This is a genomic window from Pseudomonas sp. JV245A (genome assembly GCF_032424515.1).
Taxonomy (GTDB): Bacteria; Pseudomonadota; Gammaproteobacteria; order Pseudomonadales; family Pseudomonadaceae; genus Aquipseudomonas; species Aquipseudomonas protegens.
This window is the reverse complement of the sequence record NZ_VYKE01000001.1, coordinates 16,323-36,937: the sequence shown is the minus strand read 5'-3', so window position 1 is coordinate 36,937 and position 20,615 is coordinate 16,323. Positions and strand designations below refer to the sequence as shown.

The 20,615-nt window shown below is 61.4% G+C and carries 17 protein-coding genes; 3 read left to right on the top strand and 14 right to left on the bottom strand.

Annotated features, from left to right (window positions below):
- Positions 1-46 precede the first annotated feature (46 nt).
- The 12 genes from astB to acs all read right to left on the bottom strand — a co-directional run bounded on the left by astB (position 47) and on the right by acs (position 14,649).
- A complete protein-coding gene (gene astB, locus F6S12_RS00175) occupies positions 47-1,393 on the bottom strand; it encodes an N-succinylarginine dihydrolase (RefSeq protein ID WP_161466149.1) in 1,347 nt (448 codons plus the stop codon).
- 136 nt (positions 1,394-1,529) lie between these two features.
- Positions 1,530-2,999, bottom strand: a complete 1,470-nt coding sequence (gene astD / locus F6S12_RS00170; protein WP_172621772.1) for a succinylglutamate-semialdehyde dehydrogenase — start codon at positions 2,997-2,999, stop codon at positions 1,530-1,532.
- Positions 2,996-4,021, bottom strand: coding sequence for an arginine N-succinyltransferase (astA, locus tag F6S12_RS00165; RefSeq protein ID WP_015636679.1), 1,026 nt, complete (start codon positions 4,019-4,021; stop codon positions 2,996-2,998). Before astA ends, astD begins: the two co-directional genes overlap by 4 nt.
- Positions 4,022-4,105: 84 nt before the next feature.
- Positions 4,106-5,125, bottom strand: coding sequence for an arginine/ornithine succinyltransferase subunit alpha (gene aruF, locus F6S12_RS00160; RefSeq protein WP_015636680.1), 1,020 nt, complete (start codon positions 5,123-5,125; stop codon positions 4,106-4,108).
- 133 nt (positions 5,126-5,258) lie between these two features.
- Positions 5,259-6,479 carry an aspartate aminotransferase family protein gene (locus F6S12_RS00155; RefSeq protein ID WP_011062771.1) on the bottom strand — a complete coding sequence of 407 codons (1,221 nt, stop codon included), beginning with the start codon at positions 6,477-6,479 and terminating at the stop codon, positions 5,259-5,261.
- A gap of 362 nt (positions 6,480-6,841) precedes the next feature.
- Entirely contained in the window at positions 6,842-7,822 is a 981-nt protein-coding gene (gene argR / locus F6S12_RS00150; protein ID WP_220223129.1) for a transcriptional regulator ArgR, read from the bottom strand.
- A gap of 112 nt (positions 7,823-7,934) precedes the next feature.
- Positions 7,935-8,699 carry an ABC transporter ATP-binding protein gene (locus F6S12_RS00145; protein WP_011062773.1) on the bottom strand — a complete coding sequence of 255 codons (765 nt, stop codon included), beginning with the start codon at positions 8,697-8,699 and terminating at the stop codon, positions 7,935-7,937.
- 23 nt (positions 8,700-8,722) lie between these two features.
- A complete protein-coding gene (locus F6S12_RS00140; protein WP_041119542.1) occupies positions 8,723-9,835 on the bottom strand; it encodes a succinylglutamate desuccinylase/aspartoacylase family protein in 1,113 nt (370 codons plus the stop codon).
- A 1-nt stretch (position 9,836) separates the two neighbouring features.
- Positions 9,837-10,535 carry an ABC transporter permease gene (locus F6S12_RS00135; protein ID WP_011062775.1) on the bottom strand — a complete coding sequence of 233 codons (699 nt, stop codon included), beginning with the start codon at positions 10,533-10,535 and terminating at the stop codon, positions 9,837-9,839.
- On the bottom strand, positions 10,532-11,221 hold the full coding sequence (locus tag F6S12_RS00130) for an ABC transporter permease (protein ID WP_011062776.1): 690 nt from the start codon (positions 11,219-11,221) through the stop codon (positions 10,532-10,534). Before F6S12_RS00130 ends, F6S12_RS00135 begins: the two co-directional genes overlap by 4 nt.
- A 92-nt stretch (positions 11,222-11,313) precedes the next feature.
- On the bottom strand, positions 11,314-12,090 hold the full coding sequence (locus tag F6S12_RS00125; RefSeq protein WP_011062777.1) for an ABC transporter substrate-binding protein: 777 nt from the start codon (positions 12,088-12,090) through the stop codon (positions 11,314-11,316).
- A gap of 603 nt (positions 12,091-12,693) precedes the next feature.
- Positions 12,694-14,649, bottom strand: a complete 1,956-nt coding sequence (gene acs, locus F6S12_RS00120; protein ID WP_011062778.1) for an acetate--CoA ligase — start codon at positions 14,647-14,649, stop codon at positions 12,694-12,696.
- A gap of 411 nt (positions 14,650-15,060) precedes the next feature.
- On the opposite strand from acs, the gene F6S12_RS00115 reads away from it, so the two are divergent.
- The 3 genes from F6S12_RS00115 to F6S12_RS00105 all read left to right on the top strand — a co-directional run bounded on the left by F6S12_RS00115 (position 15,061) and on the right by F6S12_RS00105 (position 18,458).
- Complete coding sequence (locus F6S12_RS00115; RefSeq protein WP_011062779.1) at positions 15,061-15,324, top strand: DUF2790 domain-containing protein; 264 nt, start codon at positions 15,061-15,063, stop codon at positions 15,322-15,324.
- A gap of 749 nt (positions 15,325-16,073) precedes the next feature.
- Positions 16,074-17,321, top strand: coding sequence for a ribonucleotide-diphosphate reductase subunit beta (locus F6S12_RS00110; protein WP_011062780.1), 1,248 nt, complete (start codon positions 16,074-16,076; stop codon positions 17,319-17,321).
- Between the two features lie 156 nt (positions 17,322-17,477).
- Positions 17,478-18,458, top strand: a complete 981-nt coding sequence (locus F6S12_RS00105; protein WP_315868650.1) for a hypothetical protein — start codon at positions 17,478-17,480, stop codon at positions 18,456-18,458.
- Between the two features lie 12 nt (positions 18,459-18,470).
- Here F6S12_RS00105 and F6S12_RS00100 read toward each other — a convergent pair whose 3' ends face one another.
- Both F6S12_RS00100 and F6S12_RS00095 read right to left on the bottom strand, forming a co-directional pair.
- Entirely contained in the window at positions 18,471-19,670 is a 1,200-nt protein-coding gene (locus F6S12_RS00100) for a hypothetical protein (protein WP_182999988.1), read from the bottom strand.
- Between the two features lie 121 nt (positions 19,671-19,791).
- Complete coding sequence (locus tag F6S12_RS00095) at positions 19,792-20,607, bottom strand: sulfite exporter TauE/SafE family protein (protein WP_315868649.1); 816 nt, start codon at positions 20,605-20,607, stop codon at positions 19,792-19,794.
- Positions 20,608-20,615: the final 8 nt, after the last annotated feature.

Here is a 20,615-nt window from a genome sequence, read left to right as displayed (position 1 = left end):
TCATCTGGGGTAAAGCTGCGCGCCCGGGATCGCCGGGCGCTGGCTTTCAATTGATCTGGAAGGGATAAACCGCGCCCAGTTTAAGGATTTGCGTCAGTTCATCCAGTGCCGTCCGGCACTCAAGCAGCAGTTGCGGGTCCGCCAGGTCGCTTTCGCTCAGGCGGTCGCGATAGTGCTTGTCGACCCATTGGGTCAGGGTGTCGTACAACGGCGCGGTCATGATAACCCCAGGATTGACCGCCGCCAGCTCGGTTTCCTTGAGCGCCACGCGCAAGCGCAGGCACGCCGGGCCACCGCCGTTCTGCATGCTCTGCTTGAGGTCGAAGACCTTCACTTCACGAATCAGCCCGCCAGAGCTGGTGAGGCTTTGCAGGTACTGCCAGACCCGCTCGTTGCCGCGGCATTCCTCGGGCACAATCAGCAGCATCGAGCCGTCGGCGCGTGACAGCAACTGGCTGTTGAACAGGTAGGAGCGCACGGCATCTTCCACCGTCACCTGCGAACGCGGCACGCAGATCGACTGGAAGTTGCCGCCGCGCTTGCCCAGCTTGCCCTGCAACTCGGCGAGCATCTTATCGGTCTCGAGGAAGGCGTCCTCGTGATAGAACAACACCTCGCCATTGCCCACCGCGATCACGTCGTTGTGGAACACGCCCTGGTCGATCACCGAAGGGTTCTGCTGGGCATAGACCACCCCTTCCTCGCTCAGGCCATGCAACCTGGCGACGGCCTGGGAAGCTTCCAGGGTCTGGCGCGCCGGGTACTTCTGCGGTGCCGGGTAGCGAGTATCGAAAGCACTGCGACCGAAGACGAAGAACTCCACGCCGGCCTGCCCATAGTCACGGCAGAAGCGCGTGTGGTTGGCGGCGCCTTCGTCGCCGAACTGCGCTACCGCCGGCAGGGCCGCGTGATGGGCGAAGTGCTTCTGGTCGGCGAACATGGCCCCCAGCACGCGGCTGGTGGTGGGGTGCTCGATGCTGCGATGGTATTTGCAGTTGAGGTTGGCGGCAGTGAAGTGCACACGGCCATCGGCGGTGTCGGCACTGGGGCTGACCGTGGCGGCGTTGGCCACCCACATGCTCGATGCCGAGCAACTGGCGACCAGCAATGGCATCGCCTGCTTGGCGGCCTGCTGGATGACTTGGGCGTCTGTTCCGGCAAAACCCAGGTTGCGCAGGGCGGCCACGTCCGGGCGCTCTTGCGGGGCGAGCACGCCTTGCTGAAAGCCCATTTCCATCAGCGCTTTCATTTTCGCCAGGCCTTGCAGCGCCGCTTCCCTGGGATTGGAGCCCTGCTGGCTGTTGCTCTGGGAGGCAACGTTGCCGTAGGACAGGCCGCCGTAGTTATGGGTCGGCCCCACTAGCCCGTCAAAATTGACTTCATAGGATTTCATCAGCGAGGCTCCACGAATCTGTTTGTTATAGGCAATCGATATCTACACATGGCGAACGCGGTGCGCTCGTTCGCCGGCAAGTCGGCTCCTGCACAGATCTGCAGAAGCCGGCTTGCCGGCGAAAAGGCCACGCCAATCAGGACAGGCGCACACCCGGCGTCAACGCGCTCGGCAGCACCAGGCTCGGGGTTTCCAGGGAGGCCACCGGGTACGCGCAGTAGTCCGCCGCGTAATAGGCACTGGCCCGATGGTTACCCGAGGCCCCCACGCCACCGAATGGCGCGCTGCTGGCGGCGCCGGTCAACTGCTTGTTCCAGTTGACGATACCTGCTCGACTTTCCAGCCAGAACTGCTGGTAGCGCTCGGCGGAGTCCGACAACAGACCGGCCGCCAGGCCGTACTGAGTGTTGTTGGCCTCGGCGATCGCGTCATCGAAATCAGCGTAGCGGATCACTTGCAGCAACGGCCCGAACAGCTCCTCATCAGGGCGCTCGGCCACGGCGCTAACGTCCAGGATGCCCGGGGTCAGCAAGGCGGCCTGAGCCTGGGGCTGGGTCATTTCCAGCAAGGCTACGGCGCCGTTGGCCAACAGCTGCTGCTGTGCATCCATCAGTGCGCGGGCGGCGCCCAGGGAGATCACCGAGCCCATGAACGGCGCAGGCTGCTGGTCAAACGCGCCGACCTCGATGGTTGCGCTGACCGCCACCAGGCGCGCCAGCAACGTGTCACCCCAGGCGCCTTGCGGCACCAGCAAGCGCCGCGCGCAGGTGCAACGCTGGCCAGCCGAGATAAAGGCCGATTGGATGATGGTGTACACCGCAGCGTCCAGGTCGGCGACCTGCTCCACCACCAGGGGATTGTTGCCGCCCATTTCCAGGGCCAGGATCTTGTCCGGGCGCCCGGCGAACTGCTGGTGCAGGTGATTACCGGTACGGCTGGAACCGGTGAAGAACAACCCATCGATACCCGGATTGGCCGCCAGGGCAATGCCGGTTTCCCGAGCGCCTTGCAGCAGGTTCAGCACACCGGCCGGCAGGCCGGCTTCGATCCAGCACTGCACCGTCAGCTCGGCGACTTTCGGCGTCAGCTCGCTGGGTTTGAACAGCACGCTGTTACCGGCCAGCAAAGCGGGAACGATGTGCCCGTTAGGCAGGTGGCCAGGGAAGTTGTAGGGCCCGAACACCGCCACCACACCGTGGGGCTTGTGCCGCAGCACGGCGGTGGCGTCGCCCAGCGGGCCGCTCTTCTCGCCGGTACGTTCGCGGTAGCTCTGCACCGAGATGGCGATCTTGTTGACCATGCTGGTGACTTCGGTGGCAGCTTCCCACAGCGGCTTGCCGGTTTCCTCGCCAATGCAGCGGGCCAGTTCGTCGGCACGGCTCTTCAGGCTGGCGGCAAAGGCTTCGAGCACGCTGATGCGCTCTTCCAGGGAACGCTTGGCCCAGGCCGGAAACGCCTGGCGGGCAGCCTGCACGGCGCTCTCCACTTGTGCGGCAGTGGCACCGTTACCCGACCAGATGACCGCCTGGGTCACCGGATTGACCGAGGTGAAGGCCTCGCCCTGACCGGCCAGCCATTGGCCGGCAATGTACAGCGTGCTCATTATTTCGACTCCCGAGAAGCAGACAGCGGAACCGCGCGGACCTGGTCGCCGGCGTTGAGTTGCAGGCGCTTGGCGGTCAGGGGATCGACCACCAGGGTGCCGGCGGCAAAGCGCGCCGGTGCCGCGGTGATGCGGCAGTCCTCGCGCTTGCGGTTGTGGATCAGGAACGGCGTGGCGTCGTCGCCCGGGGTGCCGATGGCCAGCACCAGCGCCTGGCTGTCACGCACTGCGCGGATCTTGCTGGTCTCGCACTCCACCGCCGGGCCGGCGTCGAAGATGTCGACATAGCCCTGGTAGCTGAAGCCTTCGCTCTTGAGCATGGCCAGCGCCGGCTCGGTGTCGGTGTGGACCTTGGCGATGACGTTGCGCGCATCTTCGGACAGGAAACAGGTATAGAGCGGGAACTTGGGCATCAGCTCGGCGATGAAGGCCTTGTTGCCGACGCCGGTCAGGTAGTCGGCCTGGCTGAACTCCATCTTGAAGAAGTGCCGGCCCAGGCTTTCCCAGAACGGCGAGCGGCCATTCTCGTCGGACATGCCCCTCATCTCGGCAATGATCTTGTTGCCGAACAGCTGCGGGAACTCGGCGATGAACAGCATCCGCGCCTTGGCCAGCATGCGGCCGTTGAGGCCGGTGCGGTAATCGGCATGCAGGAACAGCGAGCACAGCTCGGAGTTGCCGGTCAGGTCATTGGCCAGGAACAGCGTGGGGATCTCGCGGTAGATGTTCAGCTCCTGGGAGGCGCTGACCGTCAGGCCGACCCGGAAGTTGTACCAGGGCTCGCGCAGGCCGACGGCGCCGGCGATGGCGGAAATGCCCACCACCCGGCCGTTGTCGTCTTCCAGCACGAACAGGTAGTCCGCATCGCCGCGCTCGGCTTCACCGCGAAAGGTCTTTTCCGCCCAGCCGACCCGGTGGGTCAGGCGCTCTTCGTTGGCCGGCAAGGTGGTGAGGCCAGTGCCGGTGCTGCGGGCCAGGTCGATCAGCGCGGGTAAATCGCTGCTGCGTACGGGACGAACGATCATGCTATCTCCTCAGACGCAGGCCGCTGGCGGCCTGCGCGAAACTCGCTGCTTCTAGGCTTGCTTTCCAGGTAGTGAAAGCAGGCGTTAAACCGCCACCAGGCGCACGCTGGCGCCTTCGCCGACGCCCAGGGCTTCGGCGGCTTGCAGGTCCAGGGTCACCGGTTTGCCCGGGGCGTAATCCAGCTCCAGCAACACGGCGCGGTAATCCTGCAACTGGCCGTTGGAGACCAGGTACTGGCGGCCGCCGCCCTTGGCTGCTTCACCGATCTTCACCGGCACCACGCGGCTCTGGGCAATCGAGCGGATACCCGAGACCCGCGCATGCAAGGTCGGGCCACCGTCGAAGATGTCGATGTAGTGATCGGTTTCAAAACCTTCGCGCATCAGGATGTCGAAGGTGATCTGTGCCCGCGGGTGCACCTGGCCCATGGCTTCCTGGGCCGCATCCGGCAGCAGCGGCACGTAGATCGGGTAATGGGGCATCAGCTCGGCGAGGAAGGTCCGGCTTTTCAGGCCGCACAGGCGCTCGGCCTCGGCGTAGTTGAGGTCGAAGAAGTTGCGCCCGATGGCATCCCAGAACGGCGAGTCGCCATGCTCATCGCTGTAGCCGACGATCTCGGTCACCACCGAATCGGCGAAGCGCTCCGGGTGGCTGGCGACGAACAACAGGCGGCCGCGGGAGTTGAGCTCCGACCAGGCCGAGCCCACCAGCTCCGGCACCACGTAGAAACTGGTCAGCAGGCTGTTGCCGGTGAGGTCGTGGCACTGGGACAGGACGTGGATCTTGTTGTGGATCTTCAGCTCGCGGGAAGCGTGGACGAAGGTTTCGTTGCGAAAGCTGTAGAACGGCTCGGAGTAGCCGGCGGAGGCGACAATCGCCGAGCAGCCCACCAGCTTGCCGCTGTCGCTGTCTTCCAGGACGAAGAAGTAGCTCTCTTCACCGTTGAAGCTCACTTCAGCGGCGAACGAAGCCTCGCTTGCGGCGATCTTGTCGCTCAGGCGATCCACATCATCCGGCAAGGAGGTGACACCAATCGGGCTGTCTGCAGCCAGACGCTGTACCTCGCCCAGATCAGCCATTTGCGCGGGGCGCATCACCAGCATGGTGTCACTCCTTACTCTAAAACAGGTCGGAAACCGTCCGACTCAGGGAAAAAAATGCCGGGATAGCCCGGCACAGGAATTAGGCTCGACGCCGGCCGCAAAGGCCGGCGCCGAGAAGCACCGCCGCCCTGGATCAGGCTTGAGTCAATTTCGCCACGGCGCGCTCGAAGCGGTCCAGGCCCTGGTCGATATCGGCATCCTCGACCACCAGGCTCGGCGCGAAGCGCACCACGTCAGGGCCGGCTTGCAGGATCATCAGGCCTTCTTTCTCGGCCGCGTTGAACACGTCCTTGGCCTTGCCCTTCCAGGCCTCGCTGAGCACGCAGCCGAGCAACAGGCCCAGGCCGCGGACTTCAGTGAACAGGCCGTACTTCTCGCCGATCTGCAACAGACGGGTCTTGAAGCGGTCGTGCTTGGCTTTCACACCATTGAGCACCTGTGGGGTGTTGATCACGTCGATCACCGCCTCGGCCACCGCACACGCCAGCGGATTGCCGCCGTAGGTGGTGCCGTGGGTGCCGACTACCAGGTGCTTGGCCAGCGCTTCGGTGGTCAGCATCGCCGCGATCGGGAAACCGCCGCCCAGGCTCTTGGCGCTGGTGAGGATGTCCGGGGTCACGCCGTAATGCTGATAGGCGAACAGCTCGCCGCTGCGGCCCATGCCGGTCTGCACTTCGTCGAACACCAGCAGCGCGTTGTGCTGGTCGCACAGCTCGCGGGCGCCTTGCAGGTAGGCCAGCTCGGCCGGCAGCACGCCGCCCTCGCCCTGGATCGGCTCCAGCACCACGGCGCAGGTCTTGTCGGAAACCGCGGCTTTCAGGGCGGCCAGATCGTTGTACGGCACATGGGTGATGCCGGTGATCTTCGGACCGAAGCCATCGGAATACTTGGACTGGCCACCCACGTTCACGGTGAATAGGGTACGGCCGTGGAAGCTGTTCAGGGCCGCGATGATTTCGTACTTCTCGGCGCCGAAACGATCGTGAGCCACGCGACGGGCCAGCTTGAAGGCGGCCTCGTTGGCTTCTGCGCCGGAGTTGCAGAAGAACACGCGCTCGGCGAAGGTGGCGTCGATCAGCTTGTGGGCCAGGCGCAGGGCCGGCTCGTTGGTGAAGACGTTGGACACATGCCACAGCTTGCCCGCTTGCTCGGTCAGTGCGCCTACCAGGGCCGGATGGGCGTGGCCCAGTACGTTGACCGCGATGCCGCCGGCGAAGTCGATCAGTTCCCGACCCGACTGATCCCATACTCGGGACCCCGCGCCACGCACAGGAATGAAGGCCGCAGGTGCGTAGTTGGGAACCATCACCTGGTCGAAATCGGCGCGTTGCACCGGAGCTTGCTCAACGGACATCGGAGTCTCCTGAAGAGGAACACCCGCCTGAAACTGGCGAGCGATGGAGGGATTGTAAGGACAGTTTTGTGCCCGGCCTTGTCGCCAAGCGACAACTTCTTATAGCGCCAACCCAGGTTTTAAGCGGGTTTATGGCAATGCGACAAATAGCGTCGCAAAGGCGCAGTTTAAACTGCGCACAGCCTCAGCGGCAGATTTGCCGGGCAATTTGCCCAAGGTAATTACCCAGGTAGTTACGAGGCGGGCAGCCCCAAATCTCGAAAAGGTTATCGACGTTACGACAAGAGGACGTCGAACGGGATTTTGCGGGCGAGCGGGTTGCCTGTGGGATTCGCCGGCAAGCCGGCTCCTACAATACGGGGTCAACCGCGCTCGGAAGGCACGGAGGAGAGTTCGAACGGGCTGCTGCTGCGCCGCTGATTGCGATCTTCACGCGGGGTGGCGCCAAAGAAGTTGCGGTAAGCGCTGGAGAAGTGCGGGCCGGAAGAGAAACCACAGGACAGGCCGATCTGAATGATCGACTTGCTGGTCTGCATCAGCATCTGCCGGGCCTTGTTTAGGCGCAGCTCCAGGTAATACTGGCTGGGCACGCGGTTCAGGTACTGCTTGAAGATCCGCTCCAACTGACGACGGGAAACACAGACGTGCTGGGCAATCTCGTCGGTGGTCAGCGGCTCCTCGATATTGGCCTCCATCAGCAGCACTGCCTGGGTCAGCTTCGGATGGCTGGAGCCCAGGCGATTTTGCAGCGGGATACGCTGGCGCTCGCCGCCTTCACGAATGCGCTCCACCACCAGTTCCTCGGACACCGCACCGGCCAGCTCGGCGCCATGATCCCGGGCCAGCACCGCCAGCAGCAAGTCCAGCACCGACATGCCACCGCACGCGGTCAGGCGATCACGGTCCCAGTCGAACAGATGGCTGGTGGCGATGACCTTGGGAAAACGCTCGGCGAAATCATCCTGCCAGCGCCAGTGCACCGCTGCCCGATAACCATCGAGCAACCCCAGTTGTGCCAAGGGGTAAACCCCGGCTGACAACCCACCAATCACACAGCCGGCACGCACCAGCTGCTTGAGGGCACTGCTCAAGCCGGAACTCATCGGCGCCGGCGGCTCGTCCGCCAGCAGGAACAGTTTCTGACAACCTTCCAGCTTGCCCGCCCAAGGCTCGCCCGGCAGTTGCCAGGCGCCTTCGGCCGGGGTTTCGGCCTGCAGGAAAGCCAGCTCATAGACCACTTCCGGGTGCACCCGCTGGGCAACACGCAAGGCCTCCTCAGCCAGCGCCAGCGTCAAGGCTTTAGTGCTGGGCCAAATCAGGAAACCAATTCGATGGGCAGTCATGGCGGGCAGTCCGAAACGAAAACAAGGTGAGAAGCCAAGGGCGGCAGCACCAAGTTAGACCATCTGGCGCGCGGTGCGCAGCATGACCTAATTTGGTGCACAACGGCAGCTATTACTTGAGGCTGCCCGAGAGGAATTGTTGCAAACGTTCTGATTGCGGGTTCACCAACACTTCACGCGGGTTGCCGCTCTCTTCCACCACACCCTTGTGCAGGAACACCAGCTGGTTGGACACCTCACGGGCAAAGCCCATTTCGTGGGTCACCACCACCATGGTCCGGCCTTCCTGGGCCAGGGCCTGCATGACCTTCAGGACGTCGCCCACCAGTTCCGGGTCCAGGGCCGAGGTCGGCTCGTCGAACAGCATGACTTCCGGTTCCATCGCCAGGGCCCGGGCAATCGCCACCCGTTGCTGCTCGCCACCGGACATGTGCCCCGGATAGGCATCCTTGCGGTGCGCCACACCGACCTTGGCCAGGTAGTGCTCGGCCTTCTCGCGAGCCTCGGCCTTGGACACACCCAGCACATGCACCGGCGCTTCCATGATGTTTTCAATCGCGGTCATGTGCGACCACAGGTTGAAATGCTGGAACACCATCGACAGGCGCGAGCGCATGCGCTGCAGCTGCTTGGGATCGGCGGCCTTCAAGGCGCCGTCCTTGTTGGCTACCAGCTTCAGCTCTTCGTTGTTCAGCAGGATCTTGCCCGCATGGGGCTGCTCCAGCAGGTTGATGCAGCGCAGGAATGTACTCTTGCCCGAGCCACTGGAGCCGATGATGCTGATTACATCGCCAGCTGCGGCCTTCAGGGACACGCCCTTGAGCACTTCGTGACTGCCATAGCGCTTATGCAGGTCTTGGACTTCAAGTTTGTACATGCGGTCGGTTCTCACAAAAACAGTCAGTCGTTGAGCAAGCGCCCGTGACGCAGCGCTTCGCGCCCCGCCACCTTGGCCAGCCAGAAACCGGGTTGGGCATAACGCAGCCGCTCAACGGCGAACAGCACGCCGCTGGTGCCAGCACACACCGTGCTGACCCGATCGGATAGGGGATCAATCACTTCAAAAACCGGCTCGCCCGCCTCCACCCAGCTACCGGCCGGACGCAGAAAGCTCACCACGCCGGGGTGCGGCGCATACAGCAGCTGGGTGCCTTCGAAAGGCATGGCCTCGCAGGCTTCGCGCCCGGGGGCCGGCCAGTCACCGGCAATCAACCCCTGCTCGGCAAGAAACGCCAGGATGCCTTCGGCGTGCGCTTGGGCCTGAGGCCGCCCGGTGTCGGCCTGGCCGCCCAGCTCAAGGGTGGTTGCCAGGCAAGCCAAGGGGATCTGCGCTTCAGGGAACTGCCGCGACAGGCGCAACCAGGGCAACGAACAGGCTTCGTCGAACGAACTGCCACCGGAATCTTCCGCCAGCAGGCCGACCTTCACATCCAGGTGCGCGGCCAGGGAGCGCCACTGCGGCCAATGCTGCGGCAATGCATACATGTGCAGCGCCGCCTCGGCATCGCAATGCAGGTCCAGCACCACATCAGCGCTGCAGGCATGGCTCAGGAGCACCCGCTGCATGCCCTGCAACTGGCTGGACGCCGGCGGTAGCTCAGCCAGCACCTCGGCCATGGCCTGGCGAATCAGGCGCACATTGGCGTGCGGATCATCCCCCAGGCGCCCTTGCAGGCGCTGGCCGACCGGCTCGCTCAACTCGACGAAATCACGGTTGAAGTTCTTGCCGCTGCCGGCCTCGAAACGCCCCTGGTGATTGCCTTGCAGCAACTGGCCCAGACCCAGCGGGTTGGCCACCGGCACCAGCTCGATGACGCCGTTGAGAGCCCCCTGGGCTTCCAGTTCGCCGAGGCGCTTCTTCAGCTCCCAGGCAGTACGCATGCCCGGCAACTCGTCAGCATGCAGGCTGGCCTGGATATAGGCCTTGCGCTCGCCGCTGCCGAAACGGAACACCGAGATATGCCGCTCGCTACCCAGGTGATTCCAGGGCAATGGATGATCGATGCGTTCCATATCAGTGCTTCCGCGGCGCCAGGTAGCGCAGCCAGCGGCCTTCGGCCAGCTTGAACAGGCGCACCAGGATAAAGGTCAGGCACAGGTAGAACACGCCGGCGGTGATGTAGGCCTCGAACGGCAGGTAGTACTGCGCGTTGACCGTCCGCGCCGCGCCGGTGATGTCGATCAGGGTCACGATGGACGCCAGACTGGTGGTCTGCAGCATCATGATCACTTCGTTGCTGTACTGCGGCAGCGCCCGGCGCAGAGCCGACGGCAAGAGAATGCGGCGGTACATCTTGTAGCGCGACATGCCCATGGCCTTGGCCGCCTCGATCTCGCCATTGGGCGTGGCCTTGAGGCTGCCGGCGATGATTTCCGCGGTGTAGGCGCTGGTGTTGATGGCAAAGGCCAGGCAGGCGCAGAAGGTCGCGCTGGACAGCCAGGGCCAGAGGAAACTCTCGCGCACCGCTTCGAACTGAGCCAGGCCGTAGTAGATCAGGAACAGCTGCACCAGCATCGGCGTGCCGCGGATCACATAGGTGTAGAGCCAGGCTGTCATGTTCACCAGCGGCTGCTTGGACACCCGCATCAGCCCCAGGGGCAGCGCCACCAGCAAACCGAAGAACAGCGACAGCGCCAGCAGTTTCAGGGTGGTCAGCAGGCCGCCGAAGTACAGCGGCAGGGCCTCATAGATGACGTTGTAGTCGAAGATCATAGATCAGCCGCCCTTACGCCTACCGAGTAGCGCTTCTCAAGGTAACGCAGAGCCAGCAACGAGACACTGGTGATCACCAGGTACATCGCCGCCACTGCAAGGAAGAAGGTGAATGGCTCGCGAGTGGCATCCGCCGCCTGCTTGGCCTTGAACATCATGTCTTGCAGGCCCACCACGGAAATCAGCGCGGTCGCCTTGGTCAGTACCAGCCAGTTGTTGGTGAAGCCGGGAATCGCCAGGCGAATCATCTGCGGCACCATCACCCGGAAGAACACCTGGAAGCTGCTCATGCCGTAGGCCATGCCGGCTTCCGCCTGCCCCTTGGGGATCGCCATGAAGGCGCCACGGAAGGTTTCGGAGAGGTAGGCACCGAAGATGAAGCCCAGGGTGCCGATACCGGCCGCCAGCGGATTGAGGTCGATGTAATCGTCATAACCCAGCAGCGGCGCCACCCGGTTGAGCAGATCCTGGCCGCCGTAGAAGATCAGCAGGATCAGCACCAGGTCGGGAATACCGCGGATTACCGTGGAGTACAGGTCGCCCAGCCAGGCCAGCCAGCGCACCGGCGAGAGGCGCAGCGCAACCCCGATCAGACCCAGAACAATGGCCAGGGCCATGGACGACAAGGCGAGCTGAAGCGTCAGCCAAGCGCCATCGAGGATGACAGCCCCGTAGCCTTTCAACATGATTCAGGTCCTCGAAAATTGGGATGAAAAAATGGCGCAAACTTCAGAGATTCTGCTGCTTGCGCCATCTCGGACTGACTGATTCGACGGTCTTACTTGCCGTAGATGTCGAAGTCGAAGTACTTGTCCTGGATTTGCTTGTACTTGCCGTTCTCACGAATGGCAGCGATGGCGGCGTTGATCTTGTCCAGATCGGCCTTGTCGCCCTTGCGCACGGCGATCCCTACGCCGTCGCCGAAGTATTTGACGTCGGTGAAGGCCGGACCGACGAAGGCGAAGCCCTTGCCAGCGTCGGTTTTCAGGAAGCCGTCATTCAACAGGGTAGCGTCCGCCACGGTGCCGTCGAGGCGACCGGCGGCCACATCCAGGTAGATTTCGTTCTGCGAGCCGTAAGGCTTGATCTGCGCACCCAGGGGAGCCAGCACTTCACGGGCGAAACGCTCGTGGATCGAACCGCGCTGCACGCCGATGTTCTTGCCCTTGAGCTCGGCCAGGCCGTCGCTGATCTGGGTACCGGCCTTCATCACCAGACGCGCCGGGGTGTTGTAGTACTTGTTGGTGAAGTCCACGGATTTCTTGCGATCGTCAGTGATCGACATGGACGAGAGGATGGCGTCGATCTTGCGAACCTTCAGTGCCGGGATCAGGCCGTCGAACTCTTGCTCGACCCAGACACACTTGACCTTCATCTCTTCGCACAGGGCGTTGCCGATGTCGTAGTCGAAACCGACGATGCTGCCGTCCGGCGCCTTGGAGGCAAACGGAGGGTAAGCCGCTTCGATACCAATTTTCAGGGGCTTTTCATCGGCAAAAGTCGGCAGGGAGAGCACGGACAGTGCCAGGGCGCCAAGAAGCACGAGTTTCTTCATCTTAGAACTCCATCGGTAAAGGGCGAAAACGGCAGAGTGAGCGACAGCCCAATATGCGAATGGGTGAAACAGCAAATAGCGGCGCTGCGGCCCGGGCAGCCCGCAAGGGGCTCACACACAGGCAACGACGAGCGAGTGACCGGCATTCTAACGACAGGCTGGAAGCCGATATTTCCTCAATGCGACAACAAATTACAGAAGCATCGAGAATGCCTGGCCAGCGCATTGACAGCTCTTCAATTCTATGCAAGAGCGAAAGACGGGGAACCGATCTATGCTGCAAATTGCGGGCCTATTATTGGCAAAGCCTTCTATTCCGGCAAGCGCAGCGTGATGACTTATTTTTTATAAGGGTATAAAAGGCCCTGAAATGGGGCCCGGCGTTTCCCATTGCCCCGAAAGTAGGCGCAAGGTTACATCTTCGGCCGTACCGGTAACATTCGGATACACCGAACGGATAAATCCGATATTTATTCGCCCCTTCTTCGCGGGCAAGCCGGCACCTGCAACAGCCCCGCAGAGGGCTTTGCGGCCCATCGCCACCGCACAAAAAAGCCCCGCCCGGCACAGGGCCGGGCGGGGCTGGGTGACTCGAAAACCGCCTCAGGCGACGTTCATGGTCTTGTGGGTATCGATCAGGTGCTGCACCACACTCGGGTCAGCCAGGGTCGAGATATCGCCCAGACCGTCGTACTCCGCCGTGGCGATCTTGCGCAGAATCCGCCGCATGATCTTCCCGGAACGAGTTTTCGGCAGGCCCGGCGCCCATTGGATGACGTCCGGCGAGGCGATCGGCCCGATTTCCTTGCGCACCCAGTTCTTCAATTCCAGGCGCAGGGCTTCGTTCGGCTCTTCGCCACCATTGAGGGTCACATAGACGTAGATGCCCTGTCCCTTGATGTCGTGAGGCACACCCACCACCGCCGCTTCGGCGACCTTCGGGTGCGCAACCATGGCACTTTCGATTTCGGCGGTACCCATGCGGTGCCCGGAGACGTTGAGCACATCGTCCACCCGACCGGTGATCCAGTAGTAGCCATCCTCGTCGCGACGGGCGCCGTCACCGGTGAAGTACATGCCACGGAACGTCTTGAAGTAGGTATCGACGAAACGATCGTGGTCGCGGTACAGGGTCCGTGCCTGGCCTGGCCACGAGTCGAGAATCACCAGGTTGCCCTCGGCCGCGCCCTCGATGATGTTGCCCAGGTTATCCACCAGGGCCGGCACCACGCCGAAGAACGGACGCGCTGCGGAACCCGGCTTCAAGGCATGCGCCCCCGGCAGCGGGCTCATGAGGGTGGCGCCGGTTTCGGTCTGCCACCAGGTGTCGACGATCGGGCAGCGGGACTGACCGACGTTCTTGTAGTACCAGTCCCAGGCTTCCGGGTTGATCGGCTCGCCCACCGAACCCAGCAGGCGCAGGCTGCTGCCATCGGCGCCTTCGCAGGCAGCGGTGCCCGAAGCCATCATGGCGCGGATTGCGGTCGGTGCGGTGTAGAGGATGTTGACCTTGTGCTTGTCGACGATCTTCGCCACCCGAGTGACATCCGGGTAGTTCGGCACACCCTCGAACAGCACGGTGGTGGCGCCGTTGGCCAGCGGGCCGTAGACAATATAGGTGTGGCCGGTGACCCAGCCGACGTCGGCGGTGCACCAGTAGACTTCGCCCGGGCGGTAGTCGAACACCCGCTCATGGGTCAGCGACGCATACAGCAGGTAGCCGCCGGTGGTGTGCTGCACGCCCTTGGGCTTGCCGGTGGAACCGGAGGTATAGAGGATGAACAGCGCTTCTTCGGCGCCCATCTCTTTCGGCGCGCAGACGCTGCCGGCGACTTTCATCAAGTCTTCGTACCAGATGTCGCGGTGCTGGTTCCACTTGATGTTGCCACCGGTGCGCTTGCACACGATGACCTTCTGAATGCTGCTGGTTTCCGGGTTGGTCAGGGCATCGTCGACATTGGCCTTGAGCGGCACTTTCTTGCCGGCACGAATACCCTCGTCGGCAGTGATCACCACCTTGGAGCGGCAGTCGATGATGCGCCCGGCCAAGGCTTCAGGGGAGAAGCCGCCGAACACCACCGAGTGGATCGCGCCAATGCGGGTACAGGCCAGCATGGCCACCACCGCCTCGGGAATCATCGGCATATAGATAGTCACCACGTCGCCGCGGTGCACGTCCTGGCCACGCAGGGCGTTGGCGAACTTGCAGACTTCCTCATGCAGTTCGCGGTAGGTGATGTTGCGGCTTTCGGAAGGATCGTCGCCTTCCCAGATGATCGCGATCTGATCACCGCGCTCGGCGAGATGGCGATCCAGGCAGTTGTAGGAGACGTTCAGGGTGCCGTCGGCGAACCACTTGATATCGACATGGTGATCGTCGAAGGAGGTCTGCTTCACCGTGGTAAAAGGCTTGATCCAGTCGAGACGCTTGGCCTGTTCGCGCCAGAAACCGTCCGGGTTCACGACCGACTGCTGGTACATGGCCTTGTAGGTCGCCTCGTCAGTCAGCGTATTGGCCAAAACCTCGGGACGAACGGGATACAGAGAAGCCGCACTCATCTTTCTTACCTCGGTGACATAGTTGTTTTTGTATGACCCCGTTGTAGCCGGGGGGCGTCTATAGAACCATTCGACGATGGTAGTAACAACCCCCTGCGAAATACCCCTTCATTTGCCAAACCCCTTCAAGAATGCGCCTTACAGCGATATCCACCCTACCCAAAAAAGTTCCAGCCAGCTGCCAAACAGCCCTTTTTCGGCGATTGTTACAAAAACTGTCAAAGGTGTTTATCAAAAGTACGCCTATATGACTGCGGCCCCCGCGCCTAAAATCTGCCTCGCCCAACAGGCAATCTGATTAACCAAGTTGCAGCCCCCACGAAGGCAGTTAATCAAACTTCTACTCAAGTTCCACACGCAGCCCCATAAAGGCTGCGTGACCTCACACGACCTTAGAAAGGTAAAACGCAAATGAAAGCTTTATTAGTTCTGGCCCTCAGCAGTCTGTGCGTAACCGCGATGGCTGATGAGATCCCGACTGATGTCGCCAACCAGCAAGTACCGGTAGAGGAATACACTTACTCGACTGATCTGGATATCGCCAAAGTTATCTCCATGAGCGAAGTTCCAGAAGTATGCGAAGTTGTACCAGCGCGCATGGAATATGAAGACTCCCACGGCCAGCGGCATATTCTTCAATATCGCGTAATGGGCAACGGTTGCTCTAACGGCTAATAGCAAAGTTCATTGCACATACCTTGATGACTGCCGGCCGCAAGAAATCCCTCTTGCGGCACAGATGCCTGGTGACTACCCACCCATGGGCAGTAAAAGGCCTCAGCCTGACGACGTGCGAGCCCGGCAATCGCACGCACCTTTCCTCCTGAGGTTGATGGCCTCCTCATGGCACCGCCACGACCTTGCGAGCAACTCCAGCGACGGCTTCGACGGAGGAAATCCGGCCACCCCCTGAAGACCTGCTCCAAGAGATTTCCCAAGGCAAGACCGAGCGATTCGAGTTGTGTTCAAAACCTCAAAAAGGCTTGCAAAAACACAACATCTAGTAAAATTGGCTATTTTTTGGCCATTTCCGGCTGTTTTTTTCAAGCGTGAAAAAAAATCTTCAACCGCCAAAGCCTTGTAAACCCGCGCTCTGCTCCAAGTCCCCCCCCTTCTCGGGCTCGCCTGCGCCCATCGGTCGCCCCACGCCCCCGAAAATATCCTTATAATGCGTCCTCAAAACGGGCCTGCAACATTCCCTTACCGGATGAAAACGACCTGCTGAATCCTGCGCAGGAGCTGGCACGCCAAGCTCCGCCCGACAGCGGTCACCAGGCACCCGGACACGTATTTCTGTTTATTGCCTGCGTTCACTGCTGCAACAAACGATTTCCAATGATTTAACGCGGCCAGCGTGCCGTGTGAAAAACCACCCCTTTTGTTTTCACACGGGCATCTGGCCCTCGAGCAGGAGACGACACGTCATGCTGAGCTGGGACGAATTCGACAAAGAAGAAGGTGAAGTTGCGGTCAAAGGCGCCAACGCCGGCCACGCTACTGAAGCCAACATGGACCGCCTCGACAGCGCCGGTGGCGCCGCCGCTCTCGAAGCCCGTGCCGTGACTGCCAGCGACTCCGCTGCCGTAGCCCGCGCCAAGGCGTCTCTGGATCAGCTCGACATCGCCGAAGGCCTGGCCGAGCTGGAAGGCTCTTCCGCCCGTGTCGCGGTTGACGAGAAGCGCATGATCAACTGCCGCGCCGACCTCAACCAGCTGGTGCCGTTCAAGTATGACTGGGCCTGGCAGAAGTACCTCGACGGCTGCGCCAACCACTGGATGCCGCAAGAGGTCAACATGACCGCCGACATCGCCCTGTGGAAAAACCCGGAAGGCCTGACCGACGACGAGCGTCGCATCGTCATGCGCAACCTGGGCTTCTTCTCCACCGCCGACTCCCTGGTTGCCAACAACCTGGTACTGGCCGTGTACCGCCTGATCACCAACCCGGAATGCCGCCAGTACATCCTGCGCCAGGCGTTCGAAGAGGCGATCCACACCCACGCCTACCAGTACTGCATCGAATCGCTGGCCATGGATGAAGGCGAGATCTTCAACATGTACCACGAGATTCCATCGGTCGCGAAGAAAGCCGCCTGGGGCCTGAAGTACACCCGTTCGATCTCCGATCCGAAGTTCGAAACCGGCACCGTCGACACCGACAAGGAACTGCTGCGCAACCTGATCGCCTACTACTGCGTTCTGGAAGGCATCTTCTTCTATTGCGGCTTCACCCAGATCCTGTCCATGGGCCGTCGCAACAAAATGACCGGTGTCGCCGAGCAGTTCCAGTACATCCTGCGCGACGAATCCATGCACCTGAACTTCGGCATCGACGTGATCAACCAGATCAAGATCGAAAACCCGCACCTGTGGGATGCCGAGATGAAGGAAGAAGCGACCCAGATGATCCTCCAGGGCACCCAACTGGAGATCGAATACGCTCGCGACACCATGCCGCGCGGTGTACTGGGCATGAACGCCGCGATGATGGAGGACTACCTCAAGTTCATCGCCAACCGTCGCCTGTCGCAGATCGGCCTGAAGGAAGAGTACCCAGGTACCACCAACCCGTTCCCATGGATGAGCGAGATCATGGACTTGAAGAAAGAGAAGAACTTCTTCGAGACCCGCGTGATCGAGTATCAGACTGGCGGCGCCTTGAGCTGGGATTGATTCCCGGATCAATGACACAAACAAGAAGCCCTGACCTGGTCAGGGCTTTTTTATTGGCCGCACCAATGTACACAGGGACTGGTTCATCAAAGTACGTGCAGGCTGCATGACCTGCCGCTATAAAGAACCCTCTTCCGCTTAAGGATCAAAGCGCCCATGAAATTCGATACCGCGTACTGCATCAGCCTCGACGACAAGTTGTCGATCTATGACGTGCGTGATCTGAATTTCGATGAAACCCTGGTCTTCGATTCGGCCAGGGAAAGTTTCCAGTGCCCCAACGATGAATGCCGCGCAGCGTTCGATAGCACTAATCAACTGGGCACTTTCAACGCCAAGAACGTCAACTACATCCGCACGCCGCATTTCAAGAACCTGCCCGCCACGCTTCATATGGAAGGATGCCCTTATGGGGTCAGCAAAAGCGCCGGTAGCGTGGAAGGCACCGCGACCGAAGAGGAACGCGAGGAGCATTTCCCCTCGGAGCTGCTCTTAAGCCGCCGTGAATACGTGCGCAAGCCGGCCAGCCCCCAAGCGGCAGTGGATGCCCCACGGGACACTCCGCCAGCCGCTACGGCCAGTTCGCACAAGCCCCATCCCGGGCGCGACACTACCCCGGACAAGACCAGCGTCTTCGCCCACCCGGTGGAGTGCTTTGTGTCGAACATCGACGACAAGGAACTGCTCAAGCGCATGCCGCTGAAGGTCGGCGAACACACGGCCAGCTACGCCTCATTCTTCAAGAGGATCGAGTACCTGCTGGACAACAAGGGGCTTATCTACTGGGGCAAGATCAAGGAGATCAAGGACTACACCCAAAGCTATCGCATCGATTTCGAGCAGAAAGTCTGGTTCAAGGCCGAGGGCGAAACCAAGAAGAAGCCCTACTCGGTCAATGTCTACCTGAGCAAGAAGCTGATCGACAGCTACCGCAAGCGCAAAGCCTTCCTCGAGGAGATCAAGGGCGCCGCCGACAGCCAGCGGGAGCTGTACTGTTTCTTCTATGGCGTGACGCCGGCACTCAAGCAGGTGCCGAGCAAGAAAGACCCCGAGTCGACCTTCGGGGTCTTCAGCGCCAATATCGAGAACCTGGATCACTTCGTGATCCGTGAGGCGCCGGGGCTGGAAGCAAAATAACCTCCTTCGGTTTCAATGCTTGGGCAGCTCCAGAGCGACGGCCCCGGGGTGCTTCCTGACCAACGCATACGGCAACACCGCCCACTCAGGCCCGTCACAGGCCCGCGCTACCCGAGGAAAGTAGGCCTTGAGGAACAGCCCCTTGGGAGTGAAGTACCAACTGTTATCGCCCCAGACGCTCTCATCGCTGTAGTTGCAGCCCTCGTCGGGGTCGGTCGGCTCGCGCATCTTGGCGGGGTACAAGGCGCGAAACTGCTGGACCAGCCAGGGTGCCAGTTTTTCCTGGGTGTATTCGTAGAGGCCTGTGCGCTCAGCTTCGGTGAGACGAGTGTCCCCTTTGCCATTGCGGTCGCTGTGCAATAGCGGTTTGCCTTGCCCCACCCAGAGCACATCGGACAGTGACAACGGGTGGCCACTGTTCACGTCGATATTCATGGGGGAGTCGCCAAAGTCCGGGTGAGCACCGCCGCAGGAATAGCTGGTGGAGATATTCACGCTCAGTACCGCCGGTGAGAAGAACTGTGGTTTTACCGTCTGCATGAATTCGCCCTCCTGGGAGCCGGCTCCCAGCAGGCACTCGTGGTAGGCGCTCACCTCGCGCCACAGACGCTCCATCAACAACTGATTGAGACGCTGTTGCTGAGCTTCCGGGTAACCGCCGACCACCTTGAACATCGACAGCTTCGACCCTGGCTCGCTCCACCATTGCAGGGTGTAACCCATGAAGCTCTGCTGCTTGCCCTGCTTGAGGGCCAGGCCCTGCAGGCGCAGGTATTCGTACAGATCATTCGGATAAAGCTGCGCCAGATAGGGCAACGCATCCGGCTTGGGCGCCTCAGCCTTGGCCGTGGACAACTGCACATCGAGAGTCTTGCCCTTGGAGTCCTGCCACTGCCCCTGCCAGCCATCGGCAGTTTGCTGCAACTTGAAGGTGGGCAGGGCCGCCTGCTCATCGTCAGGGCGGCCTCCTCCCTCCCGCAGCTCCAGCGCCTGCCCGACAAGCGTGCCGTTGAGTGCCAGATCATGGTGATACTTCTGATAGAAATATCGTCCTGTGACGTCCTTGGGATCGCCGGTATTGATTTCCAGCACAATCGGCATCTTGCCCAGAGTGCCGCTGAGAACCTGTCGAGAGGGCGAGGCCTGCAGGCCCTGAAGGTAGATACACAGCAACAGGGCACCGAGGATCTGGCGCATCAATCCGTTGAACATGGAAACTCCCTTGCATGAAAAGGCCGCAAGCGTCGTCAGCAGCGCCTGGGCCTGGGGTAAGCGACAAGCAATTATGGACCGGCGCCCCAGGACAATCGAGCGGCCAAGCGTGACGCTTCTATCACTTCAGGCACATGCTCAGCAGCACCAGAAACAACAGACCGATGTAAACCCTCGCATGTACCCGGTCAGGGATCCTGCCGATCCAGGGCGCGGCCAGACGAATACCCAGCAACGAACCGATGGTGAGGACAAAAAACGCCAGCAGGTCGACGTAACCGACAAACCAGGGGCCCAGATCGAAGCGGCTATAGCCTGCCAGCGCCATATAGGTCGCAGTACCCGCCAGCGCCACGGGGACACTCAGCGGATTGGCCATGGAGGTGGCCTGGGTCATGCTCAGGCCGCAGCGACGTAGCAGGGGAACTGTCATGACACTGCCGCCCACTCCGAGGAAGGTAGCAATGACGCCTATTCCTACACCGCCAAAGAGCGTTTCGCCTGATCCCAGGTCACGGGTTTTCTGCCCTACCGACTGTTCAAGAAACCCCCGGCGCAGCAGGCAGTCGGCAATGGTCAGGCCCAGGTAGGCAATAAAGGCATAGCGGATCACCTCGCCACTCACCCACATGGCCCCCGCCGCGCCAACTATCGCCCCCAGCCCGATATAGCCACCCAGGGGCCACAGATAGCGGCGGACAAGATTGCCTGCGCGCTGGTGCCTGCCGGTGGCAACCAGGGCGTTGACGATCATCACGCAGGTCGAAGTGGCTACCGCGACATGCATCGCCGCCTGCCCCACCGCCGAATCGGCGCCCTGGCTGCCGAGCAACATCCAGTACAGCAGCGGCACCACCACAAACCCGCCACCAAAGCCGAACAGCACGGCGCTGATGCCAGTCATGCAACCAAAAAGTGCCAACAGTAGATAGAACATCAAGGCGT

What these genes read in the sequence shown, in the direction of transcription:
- astB (WP_161466149.1), bottom strand. Translation starts at nt 1,393, where the DNA reads ATGAAATCCTATGAAGTCAATTTTGACGGGCTAGTGGGGCCGACCCAT.
- astA (WP_015636679.1), bottom strand. Translation starts at nt 4,021, where the DNA reads ATGATCGTTCGTCCCGTACGCAGCAGCGATTTACCCGCGCTGATCGAC.
- aruF (WP_015636680.1), bottom strand. Translation starts at nt 5,125, where the DNA reads ATGCTGGTGATGCGCCCCGCGCAAATGGCTGATCTGGGCGAGGTACAG.
- F6S12_RS00155 (WP_011062771.1), bottom strand. Translation starts at nt 6,479, where the DNA reads ATGTCCGTTGAGCAAGCTCCGGTGCAACGCGCCGATTTCGACCAGGTG.
- argR (WP_220223129.1), bottom strand. Translation starts at nt 7,822, where the DNA reads ATGACTGCCCATCGAATTGGTTTCCTGATTTGGCCCAGCACTAAAGCC.
- F6S12_RS00145 (WP_011062773.1), bottom strand. Translation starts at nt 8,699, where the DNA reads ATGTACAAACTTGAAGTCCAAGACCTGCATAAGCGCTATGGCAGTCAC.
- F6S12_RS00140 (WP_041119542.1), bottom strand. Translation starts at nt 9,835, where the DNA reads ATGGAACGCATCGATCATCCATTGCCCTGGAATCACCTGGGTAGCGAG.
- F6S12_RS00135 (WP_011062775.1), bottom strand. Translation starts at nt 10,535, where the DNA reads ATGATCTTCGACTACAACGTCATCTATGAGGCCCTGCCGCTGTACTTC.
- F6S12_RS00130 (WP_011062776.1), bottom strand. Translation starts at nt 11,221, where the DNA reads ATGTTGAAAGGCTACGGGGCTGTCATCCTCGATGGCGCTTGGCTGACG.
- F6S12_RS00125 (WP_011062777.1), bottom strand. Translation starts at nt 12,090, where the DNA reads ATGAAGAAACTCGTGCTTCTTGGCGCCCTGGCACTGTCCGTGCTCTCC.
- acs (WP_011062778.1), bottom strand. Translation starts at nt 14,649, where the DNA reads ATGAGTGCGGCTTCTCTGTATCCCGTTCGTCCCGAGGTTTTGGCCAAT.
- F6S12_RS00115 (WP_011062779.1), top strand. Translation starts at nt 15,061, where the DNA reads ATGAAAGCTTTATTAGTTCTGGCCCTCAGCAGTCTGTGCGTAACCGCG.
- F6S12_RS00110 (WP_011062780.1), top strand. Translation starts at nt 16,074, where the DNA reads ATGCTGAGCTGGGACGAATTCGACAAAGAAGAAGGTGAAGTTGCGGTC.
- F6S12_RS00105 (WP_315868650.1), top strand. Translation starts at nt 17,478, where the DNA reads ATGAAATTCGATACCGCGTACTGCATCAGCCTCGACGACAAGTTGTCG.
- F6S12_RS00100 (WP_182999988.1), bottom strand. Translation starts at nt 19,670, where the DNA reads ATGTTCAACGGATTGATGCGCCAGATCCTCGGTGCCCTGTTGCTGTGT.
- F6S12_RS00095 (WP_315868649.1), bottom strand. Translation starts at nt 20,607, where the DNA reads ATGTTCTATCTACTGTTGGCACTTTTTGGTTGCATGACTGGCATCAGC.